17 protein-coding genes are annotated in these 17201 nt (G+C 57.4%); 14 read left to right on the forward strand and 3 right to left on the reverse strand.

The window, feature by feature from the left end:
- The first annotated feature begins 44 nt into the window (after positions 1 to 44).
- From ubiE to tatD, 7 genes are all read left to right on the forward strand, one after another.
- A complete protein-coding gene (gene ubiE / locus ACCW71_RS17430; RefSeq protein WP_436373530.1) occupies positions 45 to 803 on the forward strand; it encodes a bifunctional demethylmenaquinone methyltransferase/2-methoxy-6-polyprenyl-1,4-benzoquinol methylase UbiE in 759 nt (252 codons plus the stop codon).
- A gap of 11 nt (positions 804 to 814) precedes the next feature.
- Positions 815 to 1420, forward strand: coding sequence for a ubiquinone biosynthesis protein UbiJ (gene ubiJ / locus ACCW71_RS17435; protein WP_436373532.1), 606 nt, complete (start codon positions 815 to 817; stop codon positions 1418 to 1420).
- Positions 1417 to 3054 (forward strand): ubiquinone biosynthesis regulatory protein kinase UbiB, encoded by a 1638-nt coding sequence (ubiB, locus tag ACCW71_RS17440; protein WP_436373533.1) that lies wholly within the window; start codon positions 1417 to 1419, stop codon positions 3052 to 3054. The genes ubiJ and ubiB overlap by 4 nt, the downstream gene beginning before the upstream one ends.
- A gap of 106 nt (positions 3055 to 3160) precedes the next feature.
- Positions 3161 to 3415 carry a twin-arginine translocase TatA/TatE family subunit gene (gene tatA / locus ACCW71_RS17445; RefSeq protein WP_436373535.1) on the forward strand — a complete coding sequence of 85 codons (255 nt, stop codon included), beginning with the start codon at positions 3161 to 3163 and terminating at the stop codon, positions 3413 to 3415.
- Between the two features lie 3 nt (positions 3416 to 3418).
- On the forward strand, positions 3419 to 4048 hold the full coding sequence (gene tatB, locus ACCW71_RS17450; RefSeq protein WP_436373536.1) for a Sec-independent protein translocase protein TatB: 630 nt from the start codon (positions 3419 to 3421) through the stop codon (positions 4046 to 4048).
- Positions 4048 to 4806: a Sec-independent protein translocase subunit TatC gene (gene tatC / locus ACCW71_RS17455; protein WP_436373538.1), complete on the forward strand. Its 759-nt coding sequence runs from the start codon at positions 4048 to 4050 to the stop codon at positions 4804 to 4806. Before tatB ends, tatC begins: the two co-directional genes overlap by 1 nt.
- Before the next feature lie 88 nt (positions 4807 to 4894).
- Positions 4895 to 5677, forward strand: coding sequence for a 3'-5' ssDNA/RNA exonuclease TatD (gene tatD / locus ACCW71_RS17460; protein ID WP_436373540.1), 783 nt, complete (start codon positions 4895 to 4897; stop codon positions 5675 to 5677).
- On the opposite strand, the gene rfaH is transcribed toward tatD, so the two are convergent.
- Complete coding sequence (gene rfaH / locus ACCW71_RS17465; protein WP_436373542.1) at positions 5674 to 6162, reverse strand: transcription/translation regulatory transformer protein RfaH; 489 nt, start codon at positions 6160 to 6162, stop codon at positions 5674 to 5676. The genes tatD and rfaH overlap by 4 nt on opposite strands.
- A 206-nt stretch (positions 6163 to 6368) precedes the next feature.
- On the opposite strand from rfaH, the gene pepE reads away from it, so the two are divergent.
- From pepE to fre, 3 genes are all read left to right on the forward strand, one after another.
- A complete protein-coding gene (gene pepE / locus ACCW71_RS17470; protein WP_436373544.1) occupies positions 6369 to 7094 on the forward strand; it encodes a dipeptidase PepE in 726 nt (241 codons plus the stop codon).
- Between the two features lie 80 nt (positions 7095 to 7174).
- Complete coding sequence (gene ubiD / locus ACCW71_RS17475) at positions 7175 to 8659, forward strand: 4-hydroxy-3-polyprenylbenzoate decarboxylase (RefSeq protein WP_436373545.1); 1485 nt, start codon at positions 7175 to 7177, stop codon at positions 8657 to 8659.
- A gap of 41 nt (positions 8660 to 8700) precedes the next feature.
- Complete coding sequence (fre, locus tag ACCW71_RS17480) at positions 8701 to 9402, forward strand: NAD(P)H-flavin reductase (RefSeq protein ID WP_436373547.1); 702 nt, start codon at positions 8701 to 8703, stop codon at positions 9400 to 9402.
- A 70-nt stretch (positions 9403 to 9472) separates the two neighbouring features.
- Here fre and fadA read toward each other — a convergent pair whose 3' ends face one another.
- Entirely contained in the window at positions 9473 to 10636 is a 1164-nt protein-coding gene (gene fadA, locus ACCW71_RS17485) for an acetyl-CoA C-acyltransferase FadA (protein WP_436373548.1), read from the reverse strand.
- Between the two features lie 10 nt (positions 10637 to 10646).
- Positions 10647 to 12830, reverse strand: a complete 2184-nt coding sequence (fadB, locus tag ACCW71_RS17490; RefSeq protein WP_436373549.1) for a fatty acid oxidation complex subunit alpha FadB — start codon at positions 12828 to 12830, stop codon at positions 10647 to 10649.
- Between the two features lie 186 nt (positions 12831 to 13016).
- On the opposite strand from fadB, the gene pepQ reads away from it, so the two are divergent.
- The 4 genes from pepQ to hemG are packed head-to-tail and all read left to right on the forward strand — an operon-like array spanning position 13017 to position 16999.
- Complete coding sequence (gene pepQ / locus ACCW71_RS17495; RefSeq protein ID WP_436373551.1) at positions 13017 to 14348, forward strand: Xaa-Pro dipeptidase; 1332 nt, start codon at positions 13017 to 13019, stop codon at positions 14346 to 14348.
- The gene (locus tag ACCW71_RS17500) at positions 14348 to 14965 is read left to right on the forward strand and encodes an IMPACT family protein (RefSeq protein ID WP_436373553.1); all 618 of its coding nucleotides are present in this window, start codon (positions 14348 to 14350) and stop codon (positions 14963 to 14965) included. Before pepQ ends, ACCW71_RS17500 begins: the two co-directional genes overlap by 1 nt.
- A gap of 31 nt (positions 14966 to 14996) precedes the next feature.
- On the forward strand, positions 14997 to 16448 hold the full coding sequence (gene trkH, locus ACCW71_RS17505) for a Trk system potassium transporter TrkH (protein WP_436373555.1): 1452 nt from the start codon (positions 14997 to 14999) through the stop codon (positions 16446 to 16448).
- A gap of 17 nt (positions 16449 to 16465) precedes the next feature.
- The gene (gene hemG, locus ACCW71_RS17510) at positions 16466 to 16999 is read left to right on the forward strand and encodes a menaquinone-dependent protoporphyrinogen IX dehydrogenase (protein WP_436373556.1); all 534 of its coding nucleotides are present in this window, start codon (positions 16466 to 16468) and stop codon (positions 16997 to 16999) included.
- The last annotated feature ends 202 nt before the right edge of the window (positions 17000 to 17201 follow it).

Raw genomic sequence — 17201 nt, forward strand, 5'->3', positions numbered from 1 at the left:
CTGATACACTTCGGGAAGTATTGTTTGTGGAGCAGGTAAAACCGATGGCAGATGAATCACAGCAGGAAACTACCCATTTTGGCTTTCAGACGGTCGCCAAAAGCGAAAAGGCTGACAAAGTCGCGGATGTGTTTCACTCCGTAGCGGCAAAATATGACCTGATGAACGACCTGATGTCGTTTGGCGTCCATCGTATCTGGAAGCGTTTTACCATTGACAGCAGCGGCGTGCGTCGCGGTCAGCGTGTGCTGGATCTGGCCGGTGGGACCGGCGATCTCACCGCTAAATTCTCTCGCCTGGTGGGCGAAACCGGGCAGGTGGTGCTGGCCGACATCAACAGCTCCATGCTGAAGATGGGCCGCGAAAAGCTGCGCAATCAGGGCGTGGCGGGTAACGTAAGTTACGTGCAGGCCAACGCCGAGGCCCTGCCTTTCCCGGATAACTATTTCGACTGCATTACCATCTCCTTTGGCCTGCGCAACGTCACGGAAAAAGAGAAGGCGCTGGCCTCTATGTTCCGGGTGCTGAAGCCGGGCGGACGTCTGCTGGTGCTGGAGTTCTCTAAACCGGTGCTGGATCCGCTGAGCAAAGCCTATGACGCTTACTCGTTCCACATTCTGCCGCGTATCGGGCAGCTGGTGGCACAGGATGCAGAGAGCTACCGCTATCTGGCCGAATCGATCCGCATGCATCCCGATCAGGAAACCCTGAAGGCGATGATGAACGATGTCGGCTTTGAAAATACCACTTACTCCAATATGACCGGCGGCATTGTGGCCTTACACCGTGGATTTAAGTTCTGAGTGAGATGGTGATGAACCTGATGCCTTTGATTACCGCGGGCCTGGAAACGGCGCTGAACCGCATGTTGTATCGCGATCGCGGCCTGAAGGCGGCGCGTCAGCGTCTGACCGGCAAGGTTCTGATGCTGCGCCTGAGCGAGCTGTCTCATCCGCTGGTGCTGGTATTCAGCGAACAGCAGCTGGATGTGATGACGGAGTGGCAGGATAGCAGCGACTGCACCGTCATTACTTCGCTGAAAACGTTGCCGAAGTTGCGTGACCGCCAGCAGCTGACGCCGCTGATCCGCAGCGGTGAGTTGCAGGTGGAGGGTGACTTGCAGGTGGTGCAGCAGTTCTCCGCGCTGATGGATCTGGCCGAGCTGGATCCGGCGGAGTATCTGGCACCCTGGGTCGGGGATATTGCGGCGCAGGGTATCAGTCAGGGCGTACAACGGGCTGTTCGTCTGGTAAAAGGCGAAGTCGGGCGTCGGCAGGATTATCTCGGTCAGGCACTGACTGAAGAGTGGCGTGTCGCGCCGGGTTCGCTCGAATTAGCCTGGTTTTCTGAGGAGGTCGATGCGATGGAACGTTCGCTTGAGGCGCTGAATGCGCGTCTGGCGCAGCTGGAGGCAAAATGAGTTTTGGAGAGATCCGCCGCTTATATCTGATTATGAAGGTCTTTTTAACCTATGGCCTTGATGAACTTATCCCCAATACGCGCCTGACTGTTCCGCTTCGCCTGTGGCGTCGCTGTATCTTCTGGATCCCCAATCTGCATCAGCATGAGCCGACCGGCGCGCGGATGCGCATGGCGATGGAGCAGCTCGGTCCGGTCTGGATCAAGTTTGGTCAGATGCTGTCGACGCGGCGCGACCTGTTCCCGCCGATGATCGCCGATCAGCTGGCGATCCTTCAGGACCGCGTGGCTCCCTTTGATGGTGTAAAAGCCAAAGCGCAGATCGAAGCCTCGATGGGCGCGCCGATTGAGACCTGGTTTGATGATTTTGATATTAAACCGCTGGCTTCGGCCTCTATCGCCCAGGTTCACACCGCCACGCTGAAGTCGAACGGCAAGAAAGTGGTGATCAAAGTGATCCGCCCCGATATTTTGCCGGTGATCCGCGCCGACATGAAGCTGATCTACCGCCTGGCGCGCTGGGTGCCGCGTCTGCTGCCGGATGGCCGCCGTCTGCGTCCGGTGGAAGTGGTGCGTGATTACGAAAAAACCCTGCTTGATGAGCTGAATCTGTTGCGCGAAGCCGCCAACGCCATCCAGCTGCGCCGTAATTTTGAAGACAGCCGGATGCTCTATGTGCCGGAAGTCTATTCCGATTACTGTAGCGAAACCATGATGGTGATGGAGCGGATTTACGGCATTCCGATCTCGGACGTCGCCACGCTGGAGCGACATGGCGTGAATATGAAGCTGCTGGCGGAGCGCGGCGTGCAGGTCTTCTTCACCCAGGTGTTCCGCGACAGCTTCTTCCATGCGGATATGCATCCGGGCAACATCTTTGTCAGTTATGAGCACCCGGAAGATCCCCAGTATATCGGCATCGACTGCGGTATCGTCGGGTCGCTTAACAAAGAAGATAAGCGCTATCTGGCGGAAAACTTTATCGCCTTCTTTAACCGCGACTATCGCAAGGTTGCCGAGCTGCACGTCGATTCCGGCTGGGTGCCGCCCGATACCAACGTGGAAGATTTTGAGTTTGCGATTCGCACCGTCTGTGAACCGATTTTTGAGAAGCCGCTGGCTGAGATCTCTTTCGGCCATGTGCTGCTTAACCTGTTTAACACCGCGCGCCGGTTTAATATGGAAGTGCAGCCGCAGCTGGTGCTGCTGCAAAAAACGCTGCTCTATGTGGAAGGCATTGGCCGCCAGCTCTATCCGCAACTCGACCTGTGGAAAACCGCCAAGCCATTCCTGGAAGAGTGGATTAAAGATCAGGTCGGTCTGCCCGCCATTATTCGCGCGGTGAAAGAAAAAGCGCCGTTCTGGGCCGAGAAGCTCCCCGAACTGCCGGAGCTGTTTTACGACAGCATGCGTCAGCATAAACTGTTGCGGCACAGCGTTGACAAACTGGCCGGCGATCTCAACGCGCAGCGCACCCGGCATCATCAGGCGCGCTATCTGTTTGGCGTAGGGGCAACCCTGCTGTTAAGCGGGACGGCCGTGCTGCTCTCCCGACCAGACTGGGACCTGTTTCCCGCCGTATTAATGGCGGCAGGCATCGTTTCATGGTTAATCGGCTGGCGTAAGACAAACTGATTGTCACGTCAGCCTAAAACAGGGTAATGTCGCTGGCTAAGCCCGGCTAACAAGGGCTGGCTGGGGCATTACCTCTCCGTTTTTACAGATCATCAGAGGCTATCTCATGGGCGGTATCAGTATCTGGCAATTGTTAATTATTGCCGTGATTGTTGTACTTCTGTTCGGTACCAATAAATTACGTAATCTGGGTTCAGATTTGGGTTCCTCAATTCGCGGCTTCAAAAAAGCCATGGGCGATGAGGACGATAAAAAGGATCAACCGAAAGAGCAGGACGCTGACTTCAACGCCAAAACACTGGCGGATAAACAGCCGACGTCGGCGACCAAAGAAGACGTTAAGAACGACAAGCAGGTGTAAACCGTGTTCGATATTGGTTTTAGTGAACTGGTATTGGTGTTCGTTATCGGGCTGATTGTCCTCGGCCCGCAACGTCTGCCGGTTGCGGTGAAAACCGTTGTCGGCTGGATCAGGGCGATTCGTTCGCTGGCAGCCAATGTGCAAAACGAACTGGCACAGGAGCTGAAACTCCAGGAATTGCAGGATAGCCTGAAAAAAGTGGAAGAGGCGGGCCGGGGCACGCTGTCGCCAGAGCTGAAAGAGTCAATGGAAGAGCTGCGTAAAACCGCGGATTCAATGAAGCGCTCGGTTAAAGAGAGCATCGACATTGAAAAAGAGGAAGACGAAGCCAACACCATTCACTCGCCACACCACGCTCCGGCGCAGAGTCAGCCGGAACCGCATCCGGCTGCGGAAAGCGTGCCACAGCCTGTGACACCGGCCACCACTGAGCATCAGGCCAGCGCCCCCGCTCAGTCACCGGCTGTTTCTGGCGGCACTGCTTCAGCCACCGGGCCTGCGACAGCCTCCGCCGTCGCCAGCGCGCCCGCTCAGGCACCGGCCAGCGCTGACACCGCACCAGCCAGCAAGCCTGAGTCCGCCACTTCCGCGCGCCCATCCACGCCTCCCTCTTCTGTAAGTGATGAACGATAATGGCTGTTGAAGATACTCAACCGCTCATCAGTCATCTGATTGAGCTGCGTAAGCGACTGCTTAACTGCATCATCGCCGTGCTGGTGATATTCGTGGCGCTGGTCTACTTCGCCAACGATATTTATCAACTGGTGGCGTCCCCGTTGATCCGGCAGATGCCGATCGGCTCCAGCATGATCGCCACCGATGTGGCTTCGCCGTTTTTCACCCCGATTAAACTGACGATTATTGTGTCGGTGTTTCTTGCGGTGCCGGTGATCCTCTATCAGGTCTGGGCGTTCATTGCGCCAGCGCTCTATCGTCATGAACGCAAATTGATCATGCCGCTGCTGTTCTCCAGCACCTTTCTGTTTTATATCGGCGTGGCGTTTGCCTACTTTGTGGTCTTTCCGCTGGCGTTTGGTTTTTTCACTAAAACCGCGCCGGTCGGCGTCACCATGGCAACCGACATCACCAAATACCTCGATTTCGTCATGACGCTGTTTATGGCGTTTGGCGTAGCGTTTGAAGTGCCGGTGGCGATTGTGTTGTTGTGCTGGACCGGGATCACCAGCCCGGACGATCTGAAAAAGAAGCGCCCCTATATTCTGGTGGGGGCCTTTGTGGTTGGGATGCTGCTCACACCGCCGGATGTTTTTTCCCAAACTTTGCTCGCTATTCCGATGTACTGCCTGTTTGAAGTCGGCGTATTCTTTTCCCGTTACTATGTGGGTAAAGGCCGCCGGGCGCAGGATGAGGAACAGAACACCGACACCTGAGGCTGACAGCTTTACCCGCACTGGCGGGAAGCGTTCAATCCAAACCGCCCTGATGGGCGGTTTTTGTTTATAAACTGTGGGAAAAATTATGTTTGATATCGGTGTAAACCTGACCAGCACGCAATTCGCCTCCGACCGGCAAAAGGTGGTTAAACGCGCGCGTGATGCGGGCGTCACCGGCATGCTGATTACCGGCACCAATGCGCTGGAAAGCCAGCAGGCGCAGCGGCTGGCTGAAGCGCAGCCAGGCTTTTGCTGGTCCACGGCGGGCGTCCATCCCCATCACGCCAGCGAATGGTCGACGGAGATTGCCAGCACCCTGCGCCGTCTGGCGGAAAAGCCTGAAGTGGTCGCCATCGGCGAATGCGGGCTCGATTTTAATCGGAATCTCTCAGCCCATGAACAGCAGGAGTATGCGTTCGACGCCCAGCTGGCACTGGCGGCGGAACTGAATATGCCGGTCTTTCTGCACTGCCGCGAAGCCCATGCGCGTTTCGCCGCGGTGCTTGCCCCCTGGCTGCCAAAACTGCCGGGTGCGGTGATCCACTGCTTTACCGGCACGCGCGATGAACTGGAAGCCTGTCTGGCGATGGGATTATCCGTGGGGATTACCGGCTGGGTCTGTGATGAGCGCCGTGGCCTTGAGCTGCGCGAGATGTTGCCGCTGATCCCGGCTGACCGTCTGCTGCTGGAGACCGATGCGCCTTATCTGCTGCCGCGCGATATGCGCCCGCGCCCGACGTCACGCCGCAACGAACCCTGCTTTTTACCGCATATTGTGAATCAGGTGGCGACATGGCGTGGCGAAAGTACGGAGGCGCTGGCGGCCCGCATCGATCAGAATGCGCGCACATTGTTCAGACTGGCTTAAACTTTACGGAACTGCTTGTTATCGACGCTGCGCATCACCTGCTTGTTCAGCAGATTAAGCAGCAGGATCGAGCGCGTTTCGCCATCCGGTTCAGAAAAAATGGCGCGCAGTCCTTCAAACGTCCCTTCGGTGATGACCACTTCATCGCCGCTTTGTGGCGTTTCAGGATCGAGCAGGATTTGTGGCACGTCCGTTTCCAGCGCTTCAATCACCGACGGTGGGACAGTGGCCGGCGTGGTGCCGAAACGCACGAAGTGGCTGACGCCGCGCGTGCTGCTGATGGTGGTGGTGTGGATCGCTTCCGGGTCGAACTCGATAAACAGGTAATTCGGAAACAGGGGCTCACTCACGGTGGTGCGTTTACCGCGCACGATCTTTTCCAGAGCGATCATTGGACTGAGGCAATTGACTTCCTGCCGTTCCAGATGCTCCTTCGCGCGCAATAGCTGTCCACGTTTGCAATAGAGTAAGTACCAGGATTCCATAACTGCTCCCATAGAATGGACGCTAAGAATAGCAAACCTGCTGCCAGAGTTATAGCGCATCGGGCAGGGTAAAGGGGGCCACAGCGAAAATAAACTGAGACTTTTCCTAAGATGCCCGATGGCGGCAGAAAAGATGATTGGAAATTGACGTCCGCCACTGCACTGTATCAGACTCGATCGCCATGACACCGCTAAAAGGACCTCTGATGGAACTCTTTCTGTTAAGCAATGGCAGGCTGGCGGATGACGCCCCGCTGCTGGGATATGCGCAGCCGCAGCTGCACGCGATGATCGCCCGGCGCGGCATCCGTTCGGCGGTACTCGTCCCTTATGCCATTATCCGGGGTGATGTGCAGCAGCGCGCCGCCGAGCTCAGCGCCTCTCTGGGGATTAACGTCGAGCCGGTTCAGGCGTTCAGCTCGCCTGCTGAGGCCATCGCCCAGGCAGAGCTGATTCTGGTCAGCGGCGGTAATACCTGGTTCCTTAATCAGATGCTGCATGAGCAGGATCTGATCGTCGCGATTCAGCGCGCGGTGCGTGAGCGGCAGGTGCCCTATGTCGGCTGGAGCGCCGGCTGTAACGTGGCCACGCCCTCCATCCGCACCACCAATGATATGCCGGTGCGCAGCAGCGTGGTGCTGCCCGCGCTGGGACTCTTCCCGGTGCAGATCAACCCGCACTATCTCGATGCCAGCGTCAGCGGTCATATGGGCGAAACCCGTGACGAACGGCTGGCGGAGTTCTGCGCGGTCAATCCCACCGAGTCAGTGATTGCGCTGCGCGAGGGCAGCTTCCTGCATGTCAGCGATAATCAGCTGCGCTACCACAGCGTGCGTAACGAAGATTATAAAGTGTTTCGTCACGGTGAGCCGATTCGCTCCTGTTACGATGCCCGCGCGTTACAGCCGCTGGTGCCCTTTCAGTGCGAATAAGGTTGCCGTATAAACCTCAGCATATCCGCATAATCAGACCTATAATGGCCGATTCACTCTGGCCGGAAAGCTAAAGCCGCATGAAATATCACGATTTAAGAGACTTTCTCGCGCTGCTCGAACAGCGCGGCGAGTTAAAGCGCATTACCCAGTCGATCGATCCTGAACTGGAAATGACCGAAATTGCCGATCGCACCCTGCGTGCCGGCGGACCCGCTCTGCTGTTTGAAAACCCGAAAGGGTACGATATGCCGGTGCTCTGCAACCTGTTCGGCACGCCAAAGCGTGTTGCCATGGGCATGGGCCAGGAGGAGGTCAGCGCGCTGCGCGACGTCGGTAAACTGCTGGCATTCCTGAAAGAGCCGGAACCGCCAAAAGGCTTCCGCGACCTGTTCGATAAGATGCCGCAGTTTAAGCAGGTGCTGAACATGCCGACCAAACGCCTGCGCAACGCTCCCTGTCAGGAAGTGGTGTTCAGTGGTGATGAGGTCGATCTGACGCGCATTCCGGTGATGAAGTGCTGGCCTGGCGATGCCGCGCCGCTGATTACCTGGGGGCTGACCGTGACGCGCGGCCCGCATAAAGAGCGGCAGAATCTCGGCATCTACCGGCAGCAGGTGATCGGCAAAAATCGGCTGATCATGCGCTGGCTGTCACATCGCGGCGGCGCGCTCGACTTTCAGGAGTGGAGCAAAGCGCATCCGGGCGAACGGTTCCCGGTTTCGGTGGCGCTGGGGGCTGACCCGGCCACCATCCTGGGCGCGGTCACACCGGTTCCCGATACCCTGTCAGAATATGCCTTCGCCGGTTTGCTGCGTGGTAACAAGACTGAAGTGGTGAAGTGCCTGTCGAACGACCTCGAAGTGCCCGCCAGCGCGGAGATTGTGCTGGAAGGCTATATCGAAGCGGGCGATATGGCGCCGGAAGGACCTTACGGCGATCACACCGGCTACTACAATGAAGTGGATAGTTTCCCGGTCTTTACCGTGACGCACATTACCCAGCGCCATCAGGCTATCTACCATTCCACCTACACCGGCCGTCCGCCTGACGAACCGGCGGTGCTGGGGGTGGCGCTGAATGAAGTGCTGGTACCGATTCTGATTAAGCAGTTCCCGGAGATTGTCGACTTCTATCTGCCACCGGAAGGCTGCTCCTACCGGCTGGCGGTGGTGACGATTAAAAAGCAGTACGCAGGGCATGCCAAACGTGTCATGTTTGGCGTCTGGTCGTTTCTGCGGCAGTTCATGTACACCAAATTTGTTATTGTGTGTGACGATGATGTTAATGCGCGTGACTGGAACGATGTGATCTGGGCGATCACCACGCGGATGGACCCGGCACGCGACACGGTTCTGGTGGAAAACACGCCGATCGATTATCTCGATTTCGCCTCGCCTGTTTCCGGGCTGGGATCGAAGATGGGGATGGATGCGACCAACAAATGGCCGGGCGAAACGCAGCGCGAATGGGGAACGCCCATCGTCAAAGATCCTGCGGTCACCGCGCGCATTGATGCCATCTGGGATGAGTTAGCTATTTTTGATCAGCCGCCACAGCGTTGATGGCGAGCACAACCATAAAGACGACCCGACAGAGGGAACGCATGACAACGTTAAGCTGTAAAGTAACTTCAGTTGAGGCGATTACCGATACGGTCTATCGCGTTCGCCTGATCCCGGAAGCGGAATTCACCTTTCGCGCGGGACAGTATCTGATGGTGGTGATGGATGAGCGTGATAAACGTCCGTTCTCACTGGCCTCAACGCCGATGGAAAAAGATATTATTGAGCTGCATATCGGGGCCTCCGATCTCAATCTCTACGCGATGGCGGTGATGGATCGCATCCGTAACGATCGTCAGATCACGGTTGATATGCCGCACGGTGATGCCTGGCTGCGCGAAGAGAGCAGCAAGCCGCTGATCCTGATTGCGGGCGGCACCGGTTTTTCCTATGCCCGTTCTATCCTGCTCACCGCGCTGGCGGAACAGCCAGATCGCGACATCGCCATCTACTGGGGCGGACGTGAACTCAAGCATCTCTACGATCTGGATGAGCTGGATGCCCTGGCGGTGAAGCACCCTAACCTGAAGGTGATCCCGGTGGTTGAGCAGCCTGAAGCGGGCTGGCAGGGACGGTCAGGCACGGTGCTGACGGCGGTAATGCAGGATTTCAGTACGCTGAGCGAGCATGAGATCTATATCGCCGGACGTTTCGAAATGGCGAAGATCGCCCGCGATCGCTTCTGTGCCGAGCGTGGCGCGGTGGAATCACAGATGTATGGCGATGCCTTTGCCTTTATCTGATGCCGCGTAGCAGAGAGAAAAAACCCGCCCCTCACAGGCGGGTAAATCTGACAAAGTAAGACTCAACGTATTACAGACGCTCGAATACGGTGGCAATGCCCTGGCCCAGGCCGATGCACATGGTGGCGAGGCCAAAGCGGGCATCGCGCCGCTCCATGATATTCAGCAGTGTGGTGCTGATGCGCGCGCCGGAACAGCCCAGCGGATGGCCGAGGGCGATCGCGCCGCCATTCAGATTGACCTTCTCATCCAGCTGCGCCAGCAAGCCTAAGTCCTTGATGCAGGGCAGGGTCTGTGCTGCAAAGGCTTCATTCAGTTCAAACACCTCAATATCGCTGATGTTCAGCCCGGCGCGTTTAAGCGCCAGCTTGCTGGCCGGAACCGGTCCGTAGCCCATGATGGAAGGGTCGCAACCGACCACCGCCATGCTGCGGATGCGGGCGCGTGGCGTCAGCCCCAGTTCACGGGCGCGCGATTCACTCATCACCAGCATCGCCGCCGCGCCATCTGACAACGCCGACGATGTCCCCGCCGTGACGGTGCCATTTACCGGATCGAAGGCGGGTTTCAGCGCGGCCAGCCCCTCGGCGCTGGTCTCTTCGCGGATCACTTCGTCGAAGTCATAGCGTTTCAGAACGCCGTCACTGTCATGACCGTAGGTGGCGACAATCTCGCTGGCAAAGTCACCGCGCTGAGTCGCCTGCCAGGCACGCTGGTGCGAACGCAGGGCAAAGGCATCCTGCTGTTCACGGCTGATATGATGCATACGCGCCAGCATCTCGGCGGTTAAGCCCATCATGCCTGCGGCTTTCGCCACGGTGCGGCCCAGGCCAGGATGAAAGTCGACGCCGTGGTTCATCGGCACGTGGCCCATATGCTCTACGCCACCAATCAGGCAGCACTGCGCGTCGCCGACCATAATGGCGCGGGCGGCATCGTGCAGCGCCTGCATTGAGGAGCCACACAGCCGGTTGACGGTAGTGGCCGGTACCGCGTGCGGGATTTCGGCCAGCAGCGCGGCGTTACGCGCGATATTAAATCCCTGCTCCAGCGTCTGCTGGACGCAGCCCCAGACGATGTCGTCCAGCGAGGCGGGTTCCACCGCCGGGTTGCGGCTCAGAAGTTCGCGCATCAGGTGTGCAGAGAGGTCTTCGGCGCGCACATGACGAAAGGCACCGCCCTTTGAGCGTCCCATTGGCGTGCGTACCGCATCAATAATCACCACATTTTCCATCTTGTTACCCTCAGGCGCTTTTCAGCGCGGCTTCATCAATCGGTTTGGCAGCGGGATACCAGCTCTCATGCTGATGCGCTTTCTCTACCAGCAGGGCAGGCAGGGCATACAGGCCGCCGAGGGCGCTGTAGCGCCGGGCCTGATCGACCACATTGCTGTTGCCCAGCGTATCGAGATAGCGGAACGCCCCGCCACGGAAAGGCGGAAAGCCGAGACCGTAGACCAGCGCCATATCCGCTTCTGCTGGCGAAGCGATGATCCTCTCCTCCAGACAGCGCACCACCTCATTCAGCATCGGCAGCATCATGCGATTGAGGATCTCCTCGTCGCTGAAGACCCGCGCAGGCTGGCAGACCGGTTGCAGCAGCGTATTGACCTCGCTGTCAGCCACTTTATTCGCTTTGCCCTTTTTGTCAGTTTCCCAGCGCCAGAAACCTTTGCCATTTTTCTGGCCGAAACGACCCGCTTCAAACAGCACATCGATCGCGTCGCGGTAGTCGTGCTTCATCCGGTCCGGGAAGCCGTCGGCCATGACGCTTTGCGCGTGATGCGCGGTATCGATGCCGACCACATCGAGCAGCCAGGAAGGGCCCATTGGCCAGCCGAACTGCTTCTCCATCACTTTATCAATCTGGCGGAAATCCGCGCCGTCGCGCAGCAGCAGGCTGAAGGCGGCGAAGTAGGGGAACAGCACGCGGTTAACAAAGAAGCCGGGACAGTCATTCACCACGATCGGCGTTTTGCCCATTTTGCTGGCCCAGGCCACCACTTTGCTCAGTGTGGCTTCACTGGTTTTCTCGCCCCGGATCACCTCTACCAGCGGCATACGCGGCACCGGATTAAAGAAGTGCATGCCACAGAAGTTCTCAGGGCGCTGCAACGCCTGGGCCAGCTGACTGATGGGAATGGTCGAGGTGTTGGAAGCCAGAATGGCGTCGTCACGCAGATGCTGTTCAGTTTCCGCCAGCACTTTGGCTTTGATAAGAGGGTTCTCTACCACGGCTTCTACCACCACATCGGCCTGGTCAAAACCGGCGTAATCCAGCGTGGGCTGGATAGTGGCGATCACCCTGGCGAGTTTATTGCCGTCGATTTTGCCGCGTTCCAGCAGTTTATTCAGCAGCTTACTGGCTTCGTTCATCCCCAGGGTTAACGCCTGCGGATTGATGTCCTTCATTCTGACCGGCACACCTTTCCACGCCGACTGGTAGCTGATGCCGCCACCCATAATGCCTGCGCCCAGTACCGCCGCCTGAGCGGGCGTGCCGCTTTCGCTGGCACGTTTTTTCGCCAGACCTTTGACATATTGATCGTTGAGGAAAATGCCGACCAGCGCCCGTGCCTCGTCAGACTGCGCCAGTGGCACAAAGGCGGCAGTTTCGAGTTTCAGCGCGTCGTCACGGCCAAGGCTGGCGGCGGCTTCGATGGTTTTTACCGCCATCAGCGGGGCTGGATAGTGTTTCCCCGCGGTCTGCATCACCATCGCTTTCGCGATAGTAAAGCTCATGGCCGCTTCAATCGGGCTCAGTTTCAGCGGCGCCAGTTTAGGCGCGCGACGCGCACGCCAGCTGCCATCGAGCGCGGCGGCTTTTAACATGGTGATGCCCGCCTGACGTAGCTTATCGCGGGCGACCACCGCATCGACCAGGCCGAGTTTAAGCGCGGCGTTGCCATCAACATCCTTGCCAGCGGCAATGATCTCCAGCGCGCTGTCAGCCCCTAGCAGGCGCGGCAGACGAACGCTGCCGCCAAACCCCGGCATGATCCCGAGCTTCGTTTCCGGCAGGCCAATGCGCGCGTCAGCGGTGGCGACGCGCAGATCGGTTGCCAGCACGCATTCACATCCACCGCCCAGCGCGTAGCCGTCGATCGCCGCGAGGGTCGGCACCGGCAGATCTTCCAGACGATTAAAGATGCTGTTGGCGTAGCTCAGCCACTGGCTCAGTTTTTCTGTCGGGGCATCAAATAGCGAAAGAAATTCGGTGATGTCTGCGCCGACAATAAAAGCGGGTTTAGCGGAGCTGAGCAGCAGGCCGCGCAGTGCTGGCTGCTGTTCCAGTACCGCAATGGCTTCGCCGAGGCTGGCGACAGTCTGTGTGTCGAGTTTGTTGACCGAGCCGGTAGCGTCAAAAACCAGCTCGGCGATGCCATCGTCCAGCCAGTGAAGAGTAAGGTTAGCGCCTTGGTAGAGCATGTGCGTCTCCTGAAACCGCGAAAGGTGATCTGGTCATACCAGATGATCGTGAGTGTGGGAGCGATGTTAATTTTTTGCAAACTGCTCTTTGCTTATTTGCTAACAAGATCACAGCTGCGCCAGCTTCGGCATCTGCGCAAGGGGTGTGCTAAACTGCGGCCATTTCGCGACACTGGAGAGACGTCAATGGATTCACTGAAGACCTTGTATCACGCGCACATCGCCACGTTGCAACAACGGGCGCAGCAGGTGCTGGCACGCAATAAACTGGATGCGATGTTGATTCATTCCGGTGAGTTGTTGACGGTGTTTCTGGATGATCACACCTATCCATTTAAGGTGAATCCGCAATTCAAAGCCTGGGTGCCGGTGACGCAGGTGCCGAACTGCTGGCTGTGGATTGATGGCGTGAACAAACCGAAACTGTGGTTCTACTCGCCGGTCGATTACTGGCATAACGTTGAACCGCTGCCGGACAGCTTCTGGACCGAAGATGTTGAGGTTATCGGCCTGAAAAACGCCGATGAGATTGCTCAGCTCCTGCCTGCGCAGCGGGATAATGTCGCCTATATCGGGCCAGTCAATGCGCGCGCCGCGCAGCTCGGTATCGCCTCTGGCAATATCAATCCAAAAGCGGTCATCGATTACCTGCATTTTCATCGCAGCATTAAAACGGATTATGAACTGGCCTGTATGCGTCAGGCGCAGAAGCTGGCGGTTGCCGGTCATCGCGCGGCGAAAGAGGCGTTCTCAGCCGGTTTAAGCGAGTTCGACATCAATCAGGCCTACCTGACCGCGACCGGTCATCGCGACACCGATGTACCCTATGGCAATATCATCGCGCTGAACGAACATGCCGCGGTGCTGCACTACACCCGGCTGGATCATCAGCCGCCAGCTAAGCGTCACAGCTTCCTGATCGATGCGGGCGCAGAGTATCTCGGTTATGCCGCTGATTTGACCCGCAGCTATGCCGCTCAGAGCAGTTCGCTCTATGCCCGCATGGTTGAAGCGATGAATGCTGAAGAGCTGGCGCTGATCGCCACGCTGAAAGCGGGCGTGCGCTACAGCGATTATCATCTTCAGATGCACCAGCGCATTGCGAAAATGTTGCTGAAGTTTGAGCTGGTACAGGGGATCAGTGAAGAGGCGCTGGTGGCGGAAGACCTGACCGGTCCGTTTATGCCTCACGGCCTGGGTCATCCGCTTGGCTTGCAGGTGCATGATGTCGCCGGGTTTATGCAGGATGAGCAGGGCACACATCTCGCCGCGCCAGCGCAATATCCTTATCTGCGCTGTACCCGCGTGCTGCAACCCGGCATGGTATTAACCATTGAGCCGGGCTTCTATATTATCGACTCGTTACTGGCTCCGCTGCGTGAAGGTCGATTCAGTCAGCACTTTAACTGGCAGGCGATCGACGCGCTTCGGCCTTATGGTGGGATTCGTATTGAGGATAACGTGGTGATCCATGCCCATCGCGTTGAAAACATGACCCGCGATCTGCACCTGGCCTGATGGAGGCCTTTGATATTCCCGCTGTGGCGTTAAGCGTCAGCGAGGAGACCATTAAAAAGAGCCGCTTTATCACGCTGCTGGCGCACACCGATGGCGCGGAAGCGGCCCGCGCGTTTGTCCAGCAGGTGAAAAGTGACCATCCCGCCGCCCGGCATCACTGCTGGGCGTGGGTGGCGGGCGCGCCCGATGATTCTCAACAGCTCGGCTTCTCTGATGATGGTGAACCATCGGGAACCGCGGGAAAACCGATGCTGGCGCAGCTGATGGGCGCGAATATTGGCGAAATCACGGCGGTGGTGGTGCGTTACTATGGCGGCATCATGCTGGGGACCGGTGGCCTGGTCAAAGCGTATGGCGGCGGCGTGCAGCAGGGACTTAAGCAGCTGCCGCGGCAGCGCAAAGTGCCGATGAAGCTTTTTACTTTGCAGTGTGACTATGCTCAGCTCAGCGATATTGAGCGGCTGGTGCAGCGTTTCGAAGGCAAAGTGACAGACAGCCACTATCAGGACCGCATCGCACTGACGCTGGCGGTACCTTATGGACAGATCGACGGATTCAGGCAAAATCTGTCAGACTTTAGTCGGGGCGCACTCTCGCTTATCCCGCTCATACCCTGATGTTCATCTCTTTATTTAAAGGAACGGCTGAATGCACTTTCGCGCCATTACCCGCATAGTCGGTCTGCTGGTGATCCTCTTCTCAGTGACGATGATTTTGCCCGGCCTGGTCGCCCTGATTTATCGCGACGGCGCGGGGCGGGCGTTTAGTCAGACCTTTATGATGGCGCTGGTGATCGGCTCGCTGCTCTGGTGGCCGAATCGTAAAAAGAAAACCGAACTCAAGCCGCGTGAAGGGTTTCTGATTGTCGTACTCTTCTGGACGGTACTGGGCAGCGTCGGGGCGATGCCCTTTATCTTTGCCGAGCAGCCGCATCTTTCGGTGACGGATGCGTTCTTTGAATCGTTCTCCGGCCTGACGACCACCGGCGCGACCACGCTGGTGGGGCTCGACTCCTTGCCCAAGGCGATTCTGTTCTATCGGCAGATGTTGCAGTGGCTCGGCGGTATGGGGATCATCGTTTTAGCGGTGGCGATTCTGCCGATTCTGGGCGTCGGGGGGATGCAGCTCTATCGCGCCGAAATGCCCGGACCGCTGAAAGATAACAAAATGCGGCCGCGGATTGCTGAAACGGCGAAAACGCTCTGGCTGATCTATGTGCTGCTGACGGTAGCCTGTGCGCTGGCGCTGTGGCTGGCGGGCATGCCGGCATTCGACGCCATTGGCCACAGCTTCTCAACCATCGCCATTGGCGGCTTCTCAACCCACGATGCCAGCATCGGCTATTTTCACAGTGGCACCATCAATACCATCGTGGCTGTATTCCTGCTGATCTCCGGCTGTAACTACGGCCTGCACTTTGCCATGTTAAGCGGACGTAATCTGCGCGTTTACTGGCGCGACCCGGAACTCCGCATGTTTATTGGCGTCCAGCTGACGCTGGTGTTGATCTGTACGCTGGTGCTCTGGTTCCATAACGTCTACGCCAGCGGCTGGCAAACGCTGAACCAGGCCTTCTTCCAGGTGGTCTCGATGGCGACCACGGCGGGGTTTACCACCGACAGCATCGCACGCTGGCCACTGTTCCTGCCGGTACTGCTGCTCTGTTCCGCCTTTATTGGTGGCTGTGCCGGTTCAACCGGCGGTGGCCTGAAGGTGATCCGCATCCTGCTATTATGCAAGCAGGGTAACCGTGAGCTTAAACGTCTGGTTCACCCTAACGCGGTCTATACCATTAAGCTGGGTAACCGGGCATTGCCGGAACGTATCCTTGAAGCGGTATGGGGATTCTTCTCAGCGTATGCGCTGGTGTTCCTGGTCAGTATGCTGGCGATCATCGCCACCGGCGTTGACGACTTCTCAGCTTTTGCTGCGGTTGCCGCGACGCTGAACAACCTCGGCCCTGGCTTAGGGGTGGTGGCTGATAACTTCACTTCAATGAATGATGTGGCGAAATGGATTCTTATCTCCACCATGTTATTCGGGCGTCTCGAGGTTTTCACCTTGCTGGTGCTGTTCACGCCAACTTTCTGGCGTGAATAATTAATAAGGATGCTGACATGAAAGCGCTGATTCTCTATTCCACTCGCGACGGACAAACGCAGAAGATTGCCTCTTCTATTGCAGAGGTGATCCGTCAGCAGCAGCAATGTGATGTGCTGAACATTCAGGATGCTACTCTGCCTGACTGGGCACAGTATGATCGGGTACTGATTGGCGCATCAATTCGCTATGGCCATTTTCAGCCGGTGGTGGATAAGTTCGTTAAGCAGCACCTGCATGAGTTGCAGCAGCGCACCAGCGGGTTCTTCTCCGTCAACCTGACGGCGCGCAAACCTGAGAAGCGCTCCCCTGAAACCAATGCCTATACGCAAAAGTTCCTGGCACAGTCACCGTGGCAGCCCGATTGTTGTGCCGTGTTTGCCGGTGCGCTCTATTATCCGCGCTATCGCTGGTTTGACCGCGTGATGATTCAGCTGATTATGCGGATGACCGGCGGCGAGACCGATTCAACCAAAGAAATTGAGTACACCGACTGGCAACAGGTGCGAAGTTTTGCCAATGATTTTGTACAGTTACCAGGCAAATCGTAGCGAAATAGCGCGATTTGATGAAAATAACTACGAACGATAATCTTTTCGCAATAAACGCTTGTCAGCCCGCGCGAACTCCCTATAATGCGCCTCCATCGACACGGCACACCGGCAACGGGAAACGGGTTGAGAGGTTCAGGAAACTGACCCGCCGGAGAAAAACTTCTGAAAAAGAGGTTGACTCTGAAGGAGGAAAGCGTAA

This window comes from Pantoea sp. C2G6, assembly GCF_051336815.1.
Classification (GTDB): Bacteria; Pseudomonadota; Gammaproteobacteria; order Enterobacterales; family Enterobacteriaceae; genus Pantoea.

What these genes read in the sequence shown, in the direction of transcription:
- ubiE (WP_436373530.1), top strand. Translation starts at nt 45, where the DNA reads ATGGCAGATGAATCACAGCAGGAAACTACCCATTTTGGCTTTCAGACG.
- ubiJ (WP_436373532.1), top strand. Translation starts at nt 815, where the DNA reads ATGAACCTGATGCCTTTGATTACCGCGGGCCTGGAAACGGCGCTGAAC.
- ubiB (WP_436373533.1), top strand. Translation starts at nt 1,417, where the DNA reads ATGAGTTTTGGAGAGATCCGCCGCTTATATCTGATTATGAAGGTCTTT.
- tatA (WP_436373535.1), top strand. Translation starts at nt 3,161, where the DNA reads ATGGGCGGTATCAGTATCTGGCAATTGTTAATTATTGCCGTGATTGTT.
- tatC (WP_436373538.1), top strand. Translation starts at nt 4,048, where the DNA reads ATGGCTGTTGAAGATACTCAACCGCTCATCAGTCATCTGATTGAGCTG.
- tatD (WP_436373540.1), top strand. Translation starts at nt 4,895, where the DNA reads ATGTTTGATATCGGTGTAAACCTGACCAGCACGCAATTCGCCTCCGAC.
- rfaH (WP_436373542.1), bottom strand. Translation starts at nt 6,162, where the DNA reads ATGGAATCCTGGTACTTACTCTATTGCAAACGTGGACAGCTATTGCGC.
- pepE (WP_436373544.1), top strand. Translation starts at nt 6,369, where the DNA reads ATGGAACTCTTTCTGTTAAGCAATGGCAGGCTGGCGGATGACGCCCCG.
- ubiD (WP_436373545.1), top strand. Translation starts at nt 7,175, where the DNA reads ATGAAATATCACGATTTAAGAGACTTTCTCGCGCTGCTCGAACAGCGC.
- fre (WP_436373547.1), top strand. Translation starts at nt 8,701, where the DNA reads ATGACAACGTTAAGCTGTAAAGTAACTTCAGTTGAGGCGATTACCGAT.
- fadA (WP_436373548.1), bottom strand. Translation starts at nt 10,636, where the DNA reads ATGGAAAATGTGGTGATTATTGATGCGGTACGCACGCCAATGGGACGC.
- fadB (WP_436373549.1), bottom strand. Translation starts at nt 12,830, where the DNA reads ATGCTCTACCAAGGCGCTAACCTTACTCTTCACTGGCTGGACGATGGC.
- pepQ (WP_436373551.1), top strand. Translation starts at nt 13,017, where the DNA reads ATGGATTCACTGAAGACCTTGTATCACGCGCACATCGCCACGTTGCAA.
- ACCW71_RS17500 (WP_436373553.1), top strand. Translation starts at nt 14,348, where the DNA reads ATGGAGGCCTTTGATATTCCCGCTGTGGCGTTAAGCGTCAGCGAGGAG.
- trkH (WP_436373555.1), top strand. Translation starts at nt 14,997, where the DNA reads ATGCACTTTCGCGCCATTACCCGCATAGTCGGTCTGCTGGTGATCCTC.
- hemG (WP_436373556.1), top strand. Translation starts at nt 16,466, where the DNA reads ATGAAAGCGCTGATTCTCTATTCCACTCGCGACGGACAAACGCAGAAG.